This window comes from Bacillus sp. BC08 (assembly GCF_054326875.1).
This window is the reverse complement of sequence record NZ_JBTGPA010000028.1, coordinates 183474-203005: the sequence shown is the minus strand read 5'-3', so window position 1 is coordinate 203005 and position 19532 is coordinate 183474. Positions and strand designations below refer to the sequence as shown.

Sequence of the window (19532 nt, the reverse complement as noted above, 5' to 3'; positions counted from 1 at the left end):
CATACATTTAAAAAAGGGTACATATTCATATAGAATGGGGATATATGAATAAAAATAGATTAGACGGGTTGAGATAAATATGAAGGAACGATATAGTAATCAAAATACCTTTTTAAGTATGATAGATATGGATTTAATAAGAAGAGGATTATTACATGCTATTCAAGATTTAGTATTTATTGTGAAAGTTATGGATGATGAAACCTTTAAATATATTTATGTAAATAAGATAGGTATGGATTATGCGAAGCTAAGCGAAGAATGTTATGGAAAAACGTTCGCTGAAGTATTACAGGAAGATACGGCGGAAATATTACAAGTGCAATATGCAAAAGTAGCGAGCGAAGCGAAAGCACATACCTTTTGTGATGTAGTTAGTTTACCAACTGGTAATTTACATTATGAATCTTCACTTAATCCTGTATTTGATAAAGAAGGAGTATGTCAGTTTATTATTTGTATTACGAGGGATATTACAGCTCAAATTGAGGAGAAGATTGAAATAGAGGAAAAACAAATGTTATTTAAGTCATTACTAGAATATAATAATGACTCCATTATATCTATAGATTCTATAGGTAGAATTACATATGCAAATCCCGCAACGTATGAGATATTTGGATATCGATATGAAGAATTAAACAATAAATTTATTTTTGAATTTATTAAGAAAGAATATGAAAAAGATTTTCAAATTATATTTAAAGGATCCATGCAAGGAAAAGCGAAGCAAATTGTTTCAAAGAAATATGTTCATAAAGAAGGGTACGAGCTCTATATTTCTTTGAGAACTATTCCAATTATTGTGAACGGTGAAATTGTTGGGATATATATTGTTACGAGGGATGTTACAAGGCAAGTATTAAATGAGATGAGAACGGAATATTTAGCTTATTATGACCAGTTAACAGGATTAATGAATAGAATTTCATGTACAAATAAGTTAAATGTTTTGTTAAATGAGAAGATAGATTTTGCGTTTATCTTTATAGATTTAGATGAATTTCATCTTATTAATGATACTTTTGGTCATAAAGAAGGAGATAAAGTATTACAAAAGGTGACAGAATGTTTAAGCAGTATCCAAATAGGCGGTATGCACTTATTTAGAGAACACGATGATCAATTTGTTATGTTAATAGAAAATATAACGAAAGAACGTGTAGAGGTAGTTGCAAAAAGCATACTAAAAAAGATTAGCGAACATTTTGTAATCGAAGAAGAGGACGTGTATTTAAGTGCGTCAATCGGAATTGTAATGGCTCCAACAGATGGAGAGGATGAAAAAATATTATTCCAAAGAGTTGATGCTGCTTTGGAAAAAGCAAAAGAAAAAGGAAAAGGGCATTATCATTTTTATTGCAATGGATTAGATTGTGAGCGTGAACAAAGATTTATAATAGAAAACCAATTACATCGTGCTATAGAAAAAAATGAATTCTTCTTATATTATCAGCCGCAAATGAATATTGAAACAAAAAAAATAGTTAGTATGGAAGCTTTAATAAGATGGGAGAATAAAGAATTAGGATTTGTCTCTCCTAATCAATTTATTCCGTTAGCAGAAAGAACAGGATTTATTATTAAGCTTGATGAATGGGTAGTAAATGAAGTGTGTCAGCAAATACGTGAATGGTTAAATAAAGGATATGAAGTGGTCCCGATTGCAGTTAATATTTCAGCTAGGCACTTTCGTTCTATTACACTAATAGAGATGATTACACGAGCGTTACATAAGTATAATGTACCAGCTCATCTATTAGCGATAGAGGTTACAGAAGGAGCCCTTATACATAAAGACATATCGAAAAGAGTATTGCTACAATTAAAAGAGCAAAATTTAAAGATTCATTTAGATGATTTTGGGACGGGATATTCATCTTTAAGTTATTTAAAAACGTATCCAATTGATACTTTGAAAATCGATCGTTCTTTTATGGAAGGTATACATGTAGATGAACGTGACACGAATATTACGGCTGCGATTATTCATTTAGCTCATACTTTAGAATTGAATGTAATTGCAGAAGGAGTAGAAAAAGCAGAACAAATACAATTTTTGAAGGAAAAGAATGTGAAGTTTGTACAAGGTTATTATTATAGTCCACCTTTATCAAAAGATGATGTGGAAAATGTGTATTATAAATGATAGATAAAAAAAGTGATGTGCTTAGAAGCACATCACTTTTTATTTGTACCAGGTTTATCGTTGTAACCAGATGTAAAAATAGCTGTAAGAAATGTGAGTGATACACCTAAAATTAATAATAATTTCATACTAATATCCCTCCTATTTTTTCAGTTTATGAATCTTAAATATGAATTGAAATGTATGTAAGGTTCTTGGAAGAAAAGAATTTATTTAAAATGAATAGTGGTGTAAAATCTTTAATACCTATATTATACAGAATTTTCTTTGAATTTTGGAGAGAATTTTATTGCACTACTGTATATTTCATTTTGATTTAAAGAATGTTTGAGGACATCCTAGCATACCTTTTATAATAATCCGATTGAACAAGGAGATGGGGGAGGAGCTATAATGGATATTCTTAAAAAAATTGAACAGCATCGAGAAGCAGAAGAACGTTTACAATGGGAAGGTACGTTTGCGGAGTATTTAGAGCTTGTGAAGGAAAGACCATGGGTGGCTCAAACAGCACACTCTCGCATTTACAATATGATAAAAGATGCTGGAATTGAAGAAGTAGATGGTAGAAGAAAGTATAACTTCTTTAGTAATCAGCTATTTGGATTAGAGGATGCTTTAGAACGTCTTGTAGAAGAATATTTTCATCCATCTGCAAAACGATTAGATGTTAGAAAGCGTATTTTATTATTGATGGGTCCTGTTAGTGGGGGGAAATCAACATTAGTTACGATGTTGAAACGCGGATTAGAAACATATTCACGAACAGATCGAGGAGCAATTTTTGCAATTAAAGGCTGCCCAATGCATGAAGATCCACTTCATTTAATTCCGCATCATTTACGAGATGAATTCTTTGATGAGTATGGAGTTAGAATTGAAGGGAATTTATCACCACTAAACGTTATGCGCCTAGAGCAAGAATATGGTTCAAGAATTGAGGATGTAGTTGTAGAGCGTATTTTCTTCTCGGAAGATCGCCGTACAGGGATTGGTACATTTAGCCCGTCTGATCCTAAATCACAAGATATCGCCGATTTAACAGGTAGTCTGGACTTTTCAACAATCGCAGAATATGGTTCAGAATCAGATCCACGAGCGTATCGCTTCGATGGAGAATTGAATAAGGCAAACCGTGGGATGATGGAATTCCAAGAGATGTTAAAATGCGACGAGAAGTTTTTATGGCATTTATTATCGCTTACGCAAGAAGGGAATTTCAAAGCGGGAAGATTTGCGCTTATTTCAGCAGATGAATTAATTGTAGCGCATACGAATGAAACAGAGTATCGTTCTTTCATAGCAAACAAGAAAAATGAAGCATTACACTCAAGAATTATTGTAATGCCAGTTCCATACAATTTACGAGTAAGTGAAGAGGAACATATTTATGAAAAAATGATTCGTGAAAGTGATGTATCCAATGTGCATATTGCACCGCACACACTTCGCGTTGCAGCAATGTTTACGATTTTAACTCGTTTAAAAGATCCGAAGCGTCCGGATATTGATTTAATTAAAAAGATGCGTTTATATGATGGAGAAACGGTAGAGGGTTATAATGCAATTGATGTAGAGGAACTGCAACGTGAATATCAAGATGAAGGTATGAAAGGTATTGACCCTCGTTATGTTATTAACCGAATTTCTTCTACAATTATTCGAAAAGAGGTACCATCTATTAACGCATTAGATGTACTTAGATCGCTAAAAGACGGGTTGGATCAGCATCCGTCAATTAGTAATGAAGATCGAGAACGTTATATGAATTTCATCTCATTAGCGAGAAAAGAATATGATGAAATTGCGAAGAAAGAAGTACAAAAAGCATTCGTATATTCATATGAAGAATCAGCGAAGACACTTATGGATAATTACTTAGATAACGTCGAAGCATATTGCAATAAATCGAAATTACGTGATCCATTAACAGGTGAAGAAATGAGTCCAGATGAAAAGCTAATGCGCTCAATTGAAGAGCAAATTGGAATTTCAGAAAATGCTAAGAAAGCATTCCGTGAAGAAATTTTAATTCGCATTTCTGCTTATGCGCGTAAAGGAAAACGCTTTGATTATAATTCACACGAGCGTCTTCGCGAAGCGATTCAGAAAAAACTATTTGCTGATTTAAAAGATATAGTGAAAATTACAACATCAACGAAAACACCAGACGAAAATCAGCTTAAGAAAATCAATGATGTTGTTGCACGCTTAATTGATGAGCACGGCTATAATTCTTCATCTGCGAATGAATTATTACGCTATGTAGGTAGCCTGCTAAACCGATAGTTTGATAACAAAACGCTGTCTCTTGTATTTTGCGGGACAGCGTTTTATTATCCATTCATATGTGTAAAGTGTCATACCTTGTCCAAATGTAATAAATTAAGATGCAATTTTATGAATTTATTGTCAATTATTTTTACAATATGCATATGATAGAGTAACCAACCATTCATACGAAAAAAGCCAACACAATACAATATGTTGCAAAGCGTAAATGTGTGCAACTATGCATTGTGTTTCTTTCTTATCAACGGCTGAATGTTTCTTTCTAGTATGTGAGTGGCAAAATTTTGTTTAGAATGCTCGGGGTATTATATGAAAAACGTTATATATGTTTATGGGATGAATTTCGATGGGCAGTTACCTTTCATTCTAGCTTGCACAGTATAAAACAAAATTTCTAGCTTGCTGTTCATATAGAAAGACAATTACAGTAAGGAGGGAAAGAAATGGGTGAAGAAAACCAACCAAATTATACGATTTCACAGGAAAACTGGTCCCTCCATCGCAAAGGATATGACGACCAACAACGCCATCAAGAAAAAGTACAAGAGGCAATTAAGAATAATTTACCCGATCTTGTAACAGAAGAAAGTATAGTTATGTCTAATGGCAAGGATGTTGTAAAAATACCAATTCGTTCTCTAGATGAATATAAGATTAGATACAATTATGATAAAAACAAACACGTTGGGCAAGGAAATGGTGACAGCAAAGTTGGTGATGTCGTTGCGAGAGATGGATCAGGTGGTCAAAAGCAAAAAGGACCAGGAAAAGGGCAAGGGGCAGGAGATGCGGCTGGAGAGGATTATTATGAAGCTGAAGTCTCTATTCTAGAATTAGAGCAAGCGTTTTTCAAAGAGTTAGAGCTGCCTAATTTAAAGAGAAAAGAAATGGATGAAAATCGGATTGAACATGTTGAATTTAATGATATTAGAAAAACTGGATTATGGGGAAATATTGATAAGAAACGAACGATGATATCTGCATATAAACGAAATGCAATGCGTGGTAAAGCATCCTTTCATCCAATTCACCAAGAAGATTTAAAGTTCCGCACTTGGAATGAAGTATTAAAACCAGATTCAAAAGCAGTTGTATTAGCGATGATGGATACAAGTGGATCGATGGGAATATGGGAGAAGTATATGGCACGTAGTTTCTTTTTCTGGATGACAAGGTTTCTACGAACGAAGTATGAAACAGTAGATATTGAGTTTATTGCCCATCATACGGAAGCAAAAGTCGTTACAGAGGAAGAGTTTTTCTCAAAAGGAGAAAGTGGCGGAACAATCTGTTCTTCTGTATACAAAAAAGCACTCGAGTTAATCGATAATAAATATTCACCAGACCGCTATAATATTTATCCATTCCATTTTTCAGACGGTGATAATTTAACATCAGATAACGCTAGATGTGTAAAGCTTGTTGAAGAGTTGATGAAGAAGTGTAACATGTTTGGGTACGGAGAAGTGAACCAATACAATCGCCACAGTACCCTCATGTCAGCCTATAAAAATATTAAAGATGAGAATTTCAGATATTATATTTTAAAGCAAAAAGCAGATGTATTCCACGCAATGAAGAGCTTCTTTAGAGAAGAATCAGGAGAGAAAATGGCATAACCCCTTAAAAAAGGGGTTATTTTTTTGTAAACTTTTTATTTTTCTAGTTGATAATGATAATGAAAATCATTATCATTATCATTTATTCGAGGTATGATTACATTTAGATTTATATATTTTAGAGGAGATGTAAAGTTGAAAAAAAATAAAAGAAAACATATAAATGCGATGATTATCGCTGCGGCGTTATCACTTCCATTTGCTGCGTATTCAACACCTGCTTTAGCAGCCGTAGCAATTGAGGCGAATAAAACTGGACAGACTTTAGAAGATGGTACATATGATGCTGTTATGAAAGCATATAAAGATAAAACGAATGAAGAGTCTATGGCAGCTGTCTATATAAAGAATCCTAAGTTAACGATTGAGAATGGAAAGAAAATAGTAACGGCAACATTAAGTGATAGTGATTTTTTCAAATACTTGAAAACAGAGGATATTCACACTTCTGGTGTGTTTCATGATGTAAAAGTCATATCAGAAGACAAAAAGAAAAATGGAACGCAGGTTATTCAATTTGAAGTTGGAGAATTAGGAAAAAGATATAATATGCAAATGCATATTTATATTCCGACAATGGCCTATGATAATAAATATCAAGTGCAGTTTGAAGTAAATGCTTTAAATTTAGAAAATAATGCTCCAGAAAAGCAAAAGGAAAATAAAGAGGACCAACAGGATAAAAGCGGAAATGTAATATTAGATAAGCAATTACAAAGGCATATTAATAAATATAATTTGAATAGAGAGAATCTAAATACGCCAATAACTAAGGAAGATTTATTAAAAGTTAAATCTTTAATAGTCGTCGAGGCTAAAAGTAAAGGAATACAAGAGGTAAGCGGTTTAGAATATATGACGAACTTAGAAACCTTAACATTGGAAGAAGTTAAGGTAGAAAATATCCAATTTATCTCGAGTTTGAGACAATTAAAATCATTAAGTATAACTTATGGTGAACTTAATGATATTGGACCTTTGGCTGATTTAGAACATATTGAAAGTTTAAGCTTGAGAAACAATAAAATCTCGGATTTAAGCCCGTTGAGCCAAATGAAGAAGATTTAAATAGTAATTATATAAAAGATATTAAACCATTATTTACAGTAACGACTTTAAAGACTTTGACTGTAGCAAATAATCAAATTAGTAATGCTAATCTGGCTGGGATTGAGCAATTGAAGAATGTGAAGAGTTTATCTTTAAGTAACAATGGACTTACTAATATTGAACATATTACACCAATGAAAAAGTTAGTAGAGTTAGATCTTTCTAAAAATGAATTAGAAAACATCGAGCCTTTATCAAGATTGTCTACTGTACAATCACTTAATTTAGAAGAAAACTATATCTCAGATATAATGCCACTTAGTCAATTAACAGGTTTATACGATTTAAAGCTAGGGTCAAATGAAATTCGTGATGCTAGACCGGTTCAAGAGTTAGGAAAAAGAATATACATTGATATTCAAAGACAAAAAATCTTTTTAGATGATGTAGAAAAAGATAAGGAAGTTAAAATACCTATCTATAATTTACAAGGAGAGCTACTCGATACTATTCAATTAAAAAATGGAGATGGAATAGTTAATAATGGTTCTGTTAAATGGGGTACTACTGGTGAAAAAACATACGAATTTATGTTGGATATAAAGCCAGAAGAGAATCGTATTAAGTTTAATGGAACAGTAATTCAAAATGTTGTTGAAAGGTTAGATGAAATAAAAGGAAATAATGAACAAAAGGAAAATGTAATTCTCGATAAAACTTTACAACAACATATTAATAAAGAGAATTTAGGTAGAAAGAATTTAAACGCTCCTATCACAAAAGAAGACCTATTGCAGATTAAAAACTTAGAGATACTTAAAGAAAAAGGAAAAGATATAAAAGATATAACAGGTTTAGGGTACATGACGAACTTAGAAAAACTCACTTTAGAAGGAGTAGGTTTGAAGAATATTGAATTTATCTCGAACTTAGAAAAGTTGAACGATGTGAATGTATCTCATAATCAAATTGAAGATATAACACCCATATCTTCATTGAAAAGTTTACAGTGGTTAAATCTTGCTGATAATCAAATTAAAGATGTTTCAGTTCTTAGCCCAATGTTAGACCTACTCAGTTTAAAATTAGCGGGAAATGAGATTCGTGATGTAAGGCCGTTAATACAATTAGGCCAATGGTTTTCAATTGATGCCGGAAGACAGAAAATCTTTTTAGATGAAGCAAAAGTAAATGAAGAAATTCAAGTTCCTGTATATGATTTAGAAGGAGAAATTATTGAGAATATTAAACTGACGAGTGGGGGTGGAACATTTAATAACGGAGTAATAAAATGGAGTACTCCAGGTGAAAAGGTATATAAATTTGATTTAGATTCGGATGAAATTAGTATAAGTTTTAACGGAACAGTAATCCAGAATATAGTTGAAAAAGAAGAAGTAAAAGAACCAACAAAAGAAGTTGAAGAACCGAAAGAAGAAGTAAAAGAACCAACGAAAGAAGTTGAAGAATCAAAAGAAGAAGTAAAAGAACCAACAAAAGAAGTTGAAGAATCAAAAGAAGAAGTAAAAGAACCAACAAAAGAAGTTGAAGAATCGAAAGAAGAAGTAAAAGAGCCAACAACAGGAGTTGAAGGATCGAAAGCGGAGGTAAAAGAATTAGGAAAAGAAATTGAAGGGTCAAAAGACGTAGTCAATCCATCTACAGTAGTTCAAGAACAAAACGTGAATAATCAAGTTGTGAAAGAAAAAGTAGTAGAGAACCAAAGCATGAAAGAAAATAAACCAGTTGTTAATAAAGAAGAAAGTAAGAAATCGCTAGGAGCAACAGGTGGACAAGCGAATACATCAACGTTACTTTCAGGTGTAGCATTAGTTCTTTCAGCACTGAGTATGTTTGTATTTAGAAAGAGATTATTTAAGAAATAAAACGTTTTATCTTATTATAATGTAAAATAATTATAATAGTTTTTGAGAAGACATTATCATCGCGATTTCATTTTGAAATATGCTTATGATGATGTCTTTTTTAGAAGGATATAAATGTAAAAGGTGTAAATATATTAGAGAAGGAGGAGAGGTTATGCATGTCAGTTCTATTTTGAAAATTGAAGAGGTGGCATCATTTATTGCAAGTATGAATAAAGATGCTACTCATTATGTTGGTTATTGTGGAGACGAGAAAGAGGAGTTATTACAGACAATTATCCATGATTTTTCTGATATAGGATGGGAACAATCTTTTGTTGCTACTTATGAGAATAATAATTTAATAGGTGTATTAGGATTTGATGTGGATGAAGTAAAGAAATGTGCAGAGATTTGGGGACCGTTTATTCTTTCAGCGAATTGGGAAGAAGTTGCTTTACCTATGTGGAAGGAACTTATCGAAAAGGTGCCTTTTCATATTGAAAAGTTTTATGGTTTTTATCATGTGGAAAATAATAATTGTGCCCGCTTAATGAAGGTGTTATATGCAAAAGAACAAGATCGACATAGTATTTTCAGTTTAAGCTATAATATTGTGGAAGAACGTAGTATATGTAATGTAGAAGAAGCTTTACCAAAAGTATTTGAGCAGTTTATCTCTTTACACAATAATGCTTTTCCTAATACATATTATGTAGGAAATGAAATTATCGAACGTTTAAGTGATACGAATAAATTATTTGTAAGTATGAAGAATGATAAGTTAGAAGGTTACGTATATGTTGAAGTAAATCCGGAGTTTCAAGAAGCGAATATCGAATTTATTGCAACTGCTGAAAATAGTAGAAGAAAAGGTGTCGGAGAGCGGTTATTACAAGCTGCTATTCAGTATATTTTCTCGTTCCACGGGATGAGAGAGATAGAGTTATGTTTGAATACGAATAATGATCGTGCGATGAAGTTGTACAAGAAAGTAGGTTTTGAGGAGAAAGTATGTTTACAACACTATATAATAGAGTAAAAACCCATTCGTATGAAGATTATAATTCATACGAATGGGTTTTATTTAATTTACTTTGCCGCCCTCAGTAATAACGGATGCAGGACTAATATGAGGACCAAATTCTTCTTTTAGAAGAGGTGCTAATCGTTACATAACCTTTTTTATTTTTTTCGGAACTTCTTTCGTTTGCAAATTAACATCTTCTTTTCGCAGCTCTTTAAAGAGCGAAGTAACCATAAGAACGACTACGATAGAAAATGGTAGTGCTGCGATTATAGCTGCAATTTGTAGTGCATTTAATCCTCCAGCTTGTAATAAAAGTGCTGCAATGATCGCGATTGTTAATCCCCATATAAGTTTTAAACTATTTTTCGGTGATAAGTTTCCGTTACTCGTTTGCATTGAAACAACAAATGTTGCCGAGTCAGCAGAAGTAACGAAAAATGTGGCTACTAAAATTAATCCGATAATCGTTAAAAATGTAGAGAATGGTAGGTGTGAAATAACAGCAAATAATCCAATCTCTGTACCATTTTTTGCAATTTCATCAGCTATCCCAAGCGATTGGAACATTTCCATATGGATAGCGGTACCGCCAAATACTGCAAACCAAAATGTACAGATAAGAGTTGGGACTAATACAACTCCAATAATAAATTCTTTGATTGTGCGCCCTTTAGAAATACGGGCGATGAATGTGCCGACGAATGGAGACCAAGAGATCCACCATCCCCAATAGAAAATAGTCCAGTTTTCAATCCAAGAAGAAGATTTTTCATTAAATGCTCCTAAATTTAATCCCATACTAGGTAAAGCTCCGATATAAGAACCGAGTGTAGATGTGAAATATTTCATAATAAATACAGTTGGTCCTAAAAGTAAAAAGGAGACGAGTAAAATACCTGCAAGAGAGAAATTTAAGTTACTCAAATATTTAATCCCACGATCTAAGCCTGTTTGTGCACTTGTTAAATATAAAACAGCGAAGATGGCGATAAGTACGAGTTGTGTAAGTAAAGTGTTATGAATAGAAGGGAATAAATAGCTTAATCCTCCGGCGATTTGTTGAGCACCAATCCCAACAGATGGCACAATCCCGAATACTGTGGCTAAAACAGCTAAAATATCGACTGTTTTTCCGATAGGAGAATTTTTCGATCGATTAAATAAGGGAGTAACTGTAGCCCCAATTGTGCTACCTTTTTGTTTGCGGAATGTGAAATATGCAATTGTTAAAGCAACCATTGCGTATAGTGACCATGGAAAGAGACCCCAGTGGAAAAATGAATATTGCATAGCAAGCTTGGCGCTTTCCTCTGTACCTGCTTTTCCTGTTAATGGATCTGTAAAATGTGAAATCGGTTCAGCGATTCCATAAAAGAGGAGTCCAATTCCCATTCCTGCTCCAAACAACATGGATAGCCAAGATGGATAACTATACTTTGGTTTTTCTCCATCCTTACCAAGACGAATAGAACCGTACTTAGAAAATGCTAAATAAGTGGCTAAAATAATCATTGCGGTCATAAGTAGAGAGTAAAACCATCCCAATTTATTGAGGATAAATGAGTTTAAAGAAGATGTAACGCTTTGTAAATCATAGCCTTGTATCCAACTTGCCGGGGTAATTCCCCATATGATGAATAACGTTGTTAGCAAGAAGGAGATATAAAATACACTGTTTTCTTTTTTTATCATAGAATCCCACCTTTGTTTAATAAAGTTAACAATTATATTAATCATAACAATTAAAGGTTTAATTGTCAAAAGATTCTCTTTTTGATACGTGTGAAAGGACTGTTTAATCGCTATAGATTCATAACTATTGGAGGTTAGATAAAAGGAAGGTTGTTCACGATATGTACAAAATTTAAGAAGAAATAATATGAAATATTGCATTTTGTATTGTTACATATAGATTTTATGTTAAATTCGTGAATGGAATATTTGAATAGGGGGCAAGGATATGAACAAGAAATCAACAATTAATAAAGTAATGCTTAGCATTAGTACAATGGCTCTATCACTGGGAGCAATTCAAACTCATGCATCAGCAGAAGAAAAGGTGCCGTATAATGTATTGCATTCGAAACCGGTTGGAATTGAAAAGCCAGTAGATGAGATTGGACACGTTTCTAAAGCAGAGGAGACATTATCGTTTAAAGAACGGTTAAAAGTAGGAGACTTTTCACAGCGACCAGCATCTATTATGAAGAGCTCAGAAGTAAAGCAAATGAAAGAAAGCTATTCAATGGCGGATTTGAACAAAATGAATGATCAAGAATTAGTTGAAACGCTAGGAAGTATTAAGTGGAATCAAATTACAGACTTATTCCAGTTCAATGAAGATGCAAAGGCTTTTTATAAAGACAAAGGAAAAATGCAAGTAGTTATAGATGAATTAGCTCATCGAGGTAGTACATTTACGAAAGATGATTCAAAAGGAATTCAAACGTTTACGGAAGTGTTACGTTCAGCTTTTTATCTAGCATTTTACAACAATGAATTAAGCGATTTAAATGAGAGAAGTTTCCAGGATAAATGTTTACCTGCTTTAAAAGCAATCGCAACAAATCCAAACTTTAAGCTCGGTACATATGAGCAAGATTCAGTTGTATCGGCATACGGTAAATTAATCAGTAACGCTTCAAGTGATGTAGAAACGGTTCAATACGCAGCTAATATTTTAAAACAATACAATGATAATCTTCGTACGTATGTAGACGATCGTATGAAAGGACAGGCTGTATACGATCTTATGCAAGGTATTGATTATGATATGCAATCTTATTTATTTGAAACTCGTAAAGAGGCAAAAGATACAATGTGGCATGGGCAAGTAGATGGGTTTATTAATGAAATAAATCGTATCGCTCTTTTAAATGAAATAACACCAGAAAATAAGTGGCTCGTTAATAATGGAATTTATTTCGCTAGTCGTTTAGGAAAGTTTCATAGTAATCCAAATAAAGGATTAGAGGTTGTTACACAAGCAATGCATATGTACCCGCGTTTAAGTGAGCCATATTTTGTTGCAGTAGAACAAATTACAACAAATTATAATGGGAAAGATTATAGCGGGAATACAGTAGATTTAGAGAAAATACGTAAAGAAGGAAAAGAACAGTACTTACCAAAAACATACACATTCGATGATGGATCTATCGTGTTTAAAACTGGAGATAAAGTATCAGAAGAAAAAATTAAGAGACTATACTGGGCTGCGAAGGAAGTAAAAGCGCAGTATCATCGTGTAATTTTAAATGACGAAGCGTTAGAGCCAGGCAATGCAGATGATGTATTAACGATAGTGATTTATAACAGTCCAGAGGAGTATCAGTTAAATAGACAACTGTATGGATATGAAACAAACAACGGTGGAATTTATATTGAAGAAACAGGAACATTCTTTACATATGAGCGTACGCCAGAACAAAGCATTTATAGTTTAGAAGAATTATTCCGTCATGAGTTTACTCATTATCTTCAAGGGAGATTTGAAGTGCCAGGTTTATTTGGAAGAGGAGATATGTATCAAAATGAGAGATTAACTTGGTTCCAAGAAGGGAATGCTGAATTTTTCGCAGGGTCTACTCGTACAAATAATGTAGTACCGAGAAAGAGCATTATTAGTGGATTATCATCTGATCCTGCAAGCCGTTATACAGCAGAGCGCACACTATTTGCTAAATATGGTTCTTGGGATTTCTATAATTACTCGTTCGCATTGCAATCTTATTTATATGCACATCAATTTGAAACATTTGATAAAATTCAAGATTTAATTCGTGCAAATGACGTGAAAAATTATGATGCTTATCGTGAGAATTTAAGTAAAGACTCTAAACTAAATAAAGAGTATCAAGAGTATATGCAGCAGCTAATCGATAATCAAGATAAATATAATGTACCGGAAGTAGCAGATGATTATTTAGCTGAACATGCACCAAAATCGTTAACAGCAGTAGAGAAAGAAATTAGTGATACGTTACCGATGAAAGATGCAAAAGTGACAAAACATAGCTCTCAATTCTTTAATACATTTACACTAGAAGGCACATTTACAGGCAATGTAACAAAAGGTGAGTCAGAAGATTGGAAAGCAATGAGTAAAAGAGTAAATGAAGCTTTAGAACAACTGGCACAAAAAGAGTGGAGTGGCTACAAAACTGTTACAGCATACTTCGTCAATTACCGTGTGAATAGCTCGAAGCAATTTGAATATGATGTAGTCTTCCATGGTATCGCAAAAGATGAAGGAGAGAATAAAGCTCCAACAGTTACTATAAATGGCCCTTATAATGGACTTGTAAAAGAAGGTATTCAATTTAAAAGTGATGGCTCAAAAGATGAAGATGGAACAATCGTTTCTTATTTATGGGACTTTGGAGATGGAAGCACAAGTGCAGAGGTTAATCCAGTACATGCATATGAAAGAGAAGGAACTTACAAAGTTGCGCTAATAGTAAAAGATGACAAAGGTAAAGAGAGCAGAAGCGAAACAACTGCTACGATTAAAGATGGAAGTTTAACAGAATCAGAACCAAATAATCGTCCAGAGGAAGCAAATCGTATCGGGTTAAACACTACTATAAAGGGTAGTCTTATTGGTGGAGATCACACTGATGTTTATACATTTAATGTAGCATCAGCGAAAGATATCGATATTTCCGTTTTAAATAAGTATGGAATTGGGATGACATGGGTACTTCACCATGAATCAGATATGCAAAATTATGCCGCTTACGGTCAAGCTAATGGAAATCATATAGAGGCAAAATTTAATGCGAAATCAGGTAAGTATTATTTGTATGTATATAAATATGATAATGGTGATGGAACGTACGAATTATCAGTAAAATAAGTACTTTTCCAATGTATGTTTAACTTTACTTTTTGTGGAAAATAGTATATTATATAGATATATAATATATCGGTTATTTACTAGGAGGAGCCTGTCACAATAGGTTTCTCCTGTTCTTTTTTAGGGACCTGTCTTACAGGCTTTTCTTTAAAGGGTAAATAACTGAAAATTAAGAACTATAATCTTTGAAAGAGGTGGGGCATACACATAACAAAAAAGGGATTGTTTAAGAGAGGGGGATAAGAAATGGCTTTGTTTGGTTATCCACTTGAAACAATTTATTTATACGGATTTATTATTGCTACTATACTCACTGTTATTTATATCTTTTTTGGAGATATATTTGAATCCATATTTAGTTTTGGAGGCGGATCTGTATCCGTTGTTACTTTATTACTTAGTTTTTTCGCCATGTTATGTGGACTTAGTTATATAGGAGAATATTTATTTTCCTTTAATAGCATTCTTATTTTCGGGTCTGCATTTGCTATATCCTTTATTGGTGTTTTCGTAATGAAAATATTAATTTTAAAGCCGATTGCAGAAGCAGAACAAAACACTGTGCAGCGTATGGATGAATTCATTGGTTGTAAGGGAGAGGTCATTACGACTATTCCTACAGAAGGATTTGGTGAAGTGTTAATTTCCTCCCAATTTGGAAACAATGCAATCCTAGCTAAAACAGTTGGGAAGAAAGATATTTCACAAGGAACTGAAGTTATTATCGAGGGAGTCCAAGATGGTGTTTTGCTTGTACAGAACATCGCTTATTCTTTAAAGAAACCAAAATTATAAGGGGGAATTTACATGACGATTCCATTAATTATAGGTGGAGTATTACTCGCAATTTTAATTCTACTCATTTTAGTATTCATTACAAAGTATCGAACAGTTGGACCAGATGAAGCATTAATTGTTACTGGAAACTGGCTTGGTGGCGGGAAAAATGTAGTTACCACTGATGATGGGAAGAAGATTAAGATTATTCGTGGTGGCGGTACTTTCGTAGTTCCGATTATGCAAAGAGCAGAGCCATTAAGTCTATTAAACTACAAGTTAGAAGTGGGAACACGTGATACGTATACGAAACAAGGTGTACCGATTACAGTAAACGGTGTTTCTATTATTAAAGTAGGATCTACCATTGAAGAAGTTTCTACAGCAGCTGAACAATATTTAGGAAAAGAAACAGAAGAATTGAAAATAGAAGCAAAAGAGGTTTTAGAAGGGCACCTACGTGCTATCTTATCTTCTATGACAGTAGAGGATGCGTATAGTAATAGAGAGCAATTTGCTCAAAAGGTGCATGAAGTAGCTTCTACAGATTTGAAGAAAATGGGTCTTCGCATCGTTTCCTTTACAATTAAAGAAATCATGGATAAGAACGGTTACTTAGATGCACTTGGTCAGCCGCAAATTGCGACAGTTAAGCGTGATGCAACAATTGCGAATGCAGAGCGTGAAAAAGAAGCCCGTATTGAAAAAGCTCGTGCTGAGAAAGAAGCGAAAGAAGCTGAATATCAACGTGATGCCCAAATCGCTGAAGCTGAAAAACATAAAGAGTTAAAAGTACAATCTTATAAGAGAGAGCAAGAACAAGCTCGCGCAGACGCGGATCTTTCTTACGAATTACAACAAGCGAAAGCGCAACAAGGTGTTACAGAAGAGCAAATGCGCGTTAAAATCATTGAGCGTGAAAAACAAATTGAATTAGAAGAAAAAGAGATTGCGCGTCGTGAAAAGCAATACGATGCAGAAGTAAAGAAAAAAGCAGATGCAGATCGCTATGCTGTTGAGCAATCAGCGGAAGCAGAAAAAGTAAAACAAATTAAAAAGGCAGATGCGGATCAATATAAGATTGAAGCTGAAGCGAGAGCTCGTGCAGAAGAAGTACGTGTAGAAGGTTTAGCGAAAGCGGAAATCGAAAAAGCGCAAGGTCAAGCAAAAGCAGAAGTACAAAAAGCACAAGGTACAGCGGAAGCAGATGTTATTAGGTTAAAAGGTTTAGCAGAAGCAGAAGCGAAGCAAAAAATTGCAGAGGCATTTGAGTTATATGGCCAAGCGGCAATTATGGATATGGTTCTTAACATGCTTCCAAGTTATGCGAAGGAAGTTGCAAGCCCACTTAGCAACATTGATAAAATTACAGTTGTCGATACAGGCGGCGGTGGTAAAAATAGCGGCGCTGGAAAAGTTGCAGGTTATGCGACTGATTTAATGGCAACGATGCAAGAAACATTAAAGGCTTCTTCTGGCATTGACTTAAAAGAGTTATTAGAAGGATTTGCTGGAAAAGGAGCAGTACAACAATTATCAAACGATAAACCTGTTGTATCTGTAGTAGAAGATGAGAAAAAAGAAATAGAAAAAGATAAAGAATAGTAAAGTGGTAAGAACCTCTAGTAAGTGAGATACTAGAGGTTCTTCTGCGAATTATAATATTTCGAATAATATACATTTTTATATATTGTTTTAATTATATAAATTATATAGAATGAAAAAGGTATGTATCAAATCTTAAAGAGAGAAAGAGATAAGAAGTCGATTGATACATTTGAATCGTATGATTTATATAAAGAAATTAAATGTAAAACAATTACATTTAAAACGGTATGGAGGGGTAGAAATATGTTTCAAGGGAAATTAAGGAGTAGTAGTTTAAAAGCAAAGTTGCTTGTATCATTTGTTATCATTTTAATTCTTCCAAGTATTGTAATTGGTTGGACGTCTTATCAGCAAGCAAAGACAAACTTTAATGAGACGATTTCACAATCGGCGAAAGATAATATAAAAATTTTGGATAATGTAATTAATAAAGAATTGGATAGTAAAAAAGTAGATGCAGTTTATTTTACGAAATTATTTACACAATCAAGTTACCAAACGGATCAAATACAAAATATCCAAAATAAACTAGAAGAATATAATAAGTTACATCCAGAACTGGAAGCCATTTATACTGGATCGAGCAATGGGCAGTTTATTCAATCACCGTCTATTCAAATGCCAGAAGGATATAATCCTACAGAAAGAGATTGGTATAAAGAGGCAGTGAAAAAAAGTGGAGAAGTAATTATTACAGCTCCATATAAATCAAAAACGACAGGAAATATTGTTATTACAATAGCAAAACAAAATGAGGATAAGAGCGGTGTTCTCGGTATTGATTTAATTATTAATGATATTGTAAACACTTCAAAGATGGTTAATATCGGTAAAAGCGGATATGTAGCAATTTTTGATCAAGATAAAAATGTGGTCGCACATCCAACGAGGAAGCCAGGGGATAAGGTAGAAGAGAAGCTTGAAAAAGAGTTATACAAACAAGAAACAGGTGATTTTAATTTCACATTGGATGGTGAAGAGCGTCATGTCACTTTTAAAACAAATAAGATAACTGGATGGAAAATAGCAGGAATTATGCCTTCAAAAGAAATTATTGAAGCAGCTGAACCTATTTTCTATAAAACGATAACTGTTATTGGTATTTCATTAATAATTGGCGGGATTTTAATTTACTTCATAATTGCTTCTATAATTAATCCGTTAAAACAACTTGTTATATCATCGAAAAAAATTAGTGAAGGCGATTTAACAGAATCCATTACAGTTCATTCTAAAGATGAAATTGGACAGCTAGGAGAAAGCTTTAACGAGATGGCAGCATCATTACAGAAGGTCATTTCTAATATAAATACTTCAGCAAGTCATGTAGCGGCATCTTCAGAAGAATTAACAGCTAGTATGAAGCAGACGAGTGAAGCGACGGAACAAATTACACAAGCGATAGAGCAAGTGTCGAGTGGAGCGGAAATACAAACGAAAGAAGTTGAAGAAGGCGCAACATTATTAGAAGAAGTTACAGAAGGAATTCAGCGTGTTGCAGATAGTTCTTCATTAGTATCCACAGCATCTATGTATACGAAGAAAAAGGCTGAAGATGGTGGGAAATTAGTTGAACAAACTGTGAATCAAATGCAATTAATCCATGAGTCTGTTTCACAATCAGATAAAGTGATTGTGTTGTTAGATGATAAATCGAAACAAATTGGAGCAATCCTTGAGGTGATTCAACATATCGCAGAGCAGACAAATTTACTAGCATTAAATGCTGCAATTGAGGCTGCGAGGGCTGGAGAGCAAGGAAGAGGATTTGCAATTGTAGCAGATGAAGTGCGAAAGTTAGCAGAACAATCCGGACAGTCTTCTACGGAAATTGGAAAACTAGTAAAAGAGATACAATTTGACATAAAAGAGACAGTAAGCTCTATGAAGCAAGTTGGAACAGAAGTACAATCAGGACTTGTAGTTGCAAATGAAACGAAGCAAAGCTTTGCTGAAATATTGAAGTCTACAGATGATACAGTTGTACAAATTGATAGTATGGTAGAAGTAGCGGAACAAATGACAGTAGATGCAAAACAAGTTAGTGCATCTATTAATGAAATTGCAGCTACGATTGAAGAAAATGCAGCAAGCGTTCAAAATATTGCTGGTTCTTCAGAAGAACAATTAGCATCGGTAGATGAAATCAATGCGGCAGCAGTTCATTTATCGCAAATGGCAGAAGAATTACAAGAGATGATTGGAAAGTTTAAAGTATAATAACAATGTTAAGAAACGAGGTAGTAATTGTACTTCGTTTCTTTTTTTGTGAAGATAAAATAAA

9 protein-coding genes and 2 pseudogenes are annotated in these 19532 nt (G+C 33.5%); 10 read left to right on the top strand and 1 reads right to left on the bottom strand.

Annotated features, from left to right (window positions below):
- Positions 1 to 79 precede the first annotated feature (79 nt).
- From ACXVYO_RS09550 to ACXVYO_RS09530, 5 genes and pseudogenes are all read left to right on the top strand, one after another.
- Positions 80 to 2149 carry a sensor domain-containing protein gene (locus ACXVYO_RS09550; RefSeq protein ID WP_458466833.1) on the top strand — a complete coding sequence of 690 codons (2070 nt, stop codon included), beginning with the start codon at positions 80 to 82 and terminating at the stop codon, positions 2147 to 2149.
- 393 nt (positions 2150 to 2542) lie between these two features.
- Entirely contained in the window at positions 2543 to 4438 is a 1896-nt protein-coding gene (locus ACXVYO_RS09545; RefSeq protein WP_097818125.1) for a PrkA family serine protein kinase, read from the top strand.
- Positions 4439 to 4884: 446 nt separating this feature from the next.
- Positions 4885 to 6060 carry a sporulation protein YhbH gene (yhbH, locus tag ACXVYO_RS09540; RefSeq protein ID WP_063263516.1) on the top strand — a complete coding sequence of 392 codons (1176 nt, stop codon included), beginning with the start codon at positions 4885 to 4887 and terminating at the stop codon, positions 6058 to 6060.
- A 135-nt stretch (positions 6061 to 6195) separates the two neighbouring features.
- A pseudogene (locus ACXVYO_RS09535) lies at positions 6196 to 8996 on the top strand (NEAT domain-containing protein).
- A 154-nt stretch (positions 8997 to 9150) separates the two neighbouring features.
- A complete protein-coding gene (locus ACXVYO_RS09530; protein WP_458466832.1) occupies positions 9151 to 10017 on the top strand; it encodes a GNAT family N-acetyltransferase in 867 nt (288 codons plus the stop codon).
- Between the two features lie 129 nt (positions 10018 to 10146).
- Here ACXVYO_RS09530 and opuD read toward each other — a convergent pair whose 3' ends face one another.
- Positions 10147 to 11697 carry a glycine betaine transporter OpuD gene (gene opuD, locus ACXVYO_RS09525; RefSeq protein WP_458466831.1) on the bottom strand — a complete coding sequence of 517 codons (1551 nt, stop codon included), beginning with the start codon at positions 11695 to 11697 and terminating at the stop codon, positions 10147 to 10149.
- Between the two features lie 268 nt (positions 11698 to 11965).
- Here opuD and colA point away from each other — a divergent pair, with 268 nt between their 5' ends.
- The 5 genes and pseudogenes from colA to ACXVYO_RS09500 all read left to right on the top strand — a co-directional run bounded on the left by colA (position 11966) and on the right by ACXVYO_RS09500 (position 19468).
- The gene (gene colA, locus ACXVYO_RS09520) at positions 11966 to 14863 is read left to right on the top strand and encodes a collagenase ColA (RefSeq protein WP_458466830.1); all 2898 of its coding nucleotides are present in this window, start codon (positions 11966 to 11968) and stop codon (positions 14861 to 14863) included.
- A gap of 246 nt (positions 14864 to 15109) precedes the next feature.
- A complete protein-coding gene (locus ACXVYO_RS09515; protein WP_458466829.1) occupies positions 15110 to 15658 on the top strand; it encodes an NfeD family protein in 549 nt (182 codons plus the stop codon).
- A gap of 12 nt (positions 15659 to 15670) precedes the next feature.
- Positions 15671 to 17245 carry a flotillin family protein gene (locus ACXVYO_RS09510; RefSeq protein WP_458466828.1) on the top strand — a complete coding sequence of 525 codons (1575 nt, stop codon included), beginning with the start codon at positions 15671 to 15673 and terminating at the stop codon, positions 17243 to 17245.
- Between the two features lie 123 nt (positions 17246 to 17368).
- Positions 17369 to 18526: pseudogene (locus ACXVYO_RS09505) on the top strand (HAMP domain-containing protein); the annotation flags it as partial.
- On the top strand, positions 18521 to 19468 hold the full coding sequence (locus tag ACXVYO_RS09500; protein ID WP_371915237.1) for a methyl-accepting chemotaxis protein: 948 nt from the start codon (positions 18521 to 18523) through the stop codon (positions 19466 to 19468). The pseudogene ACXVYO_RS09505 and the gene ACXVYO_RS09500, both read left to right, overlap by 6 nt.
- The last annotated feature ends 64 nt before the right edge of the window (positions 19469 to 19532 follow it).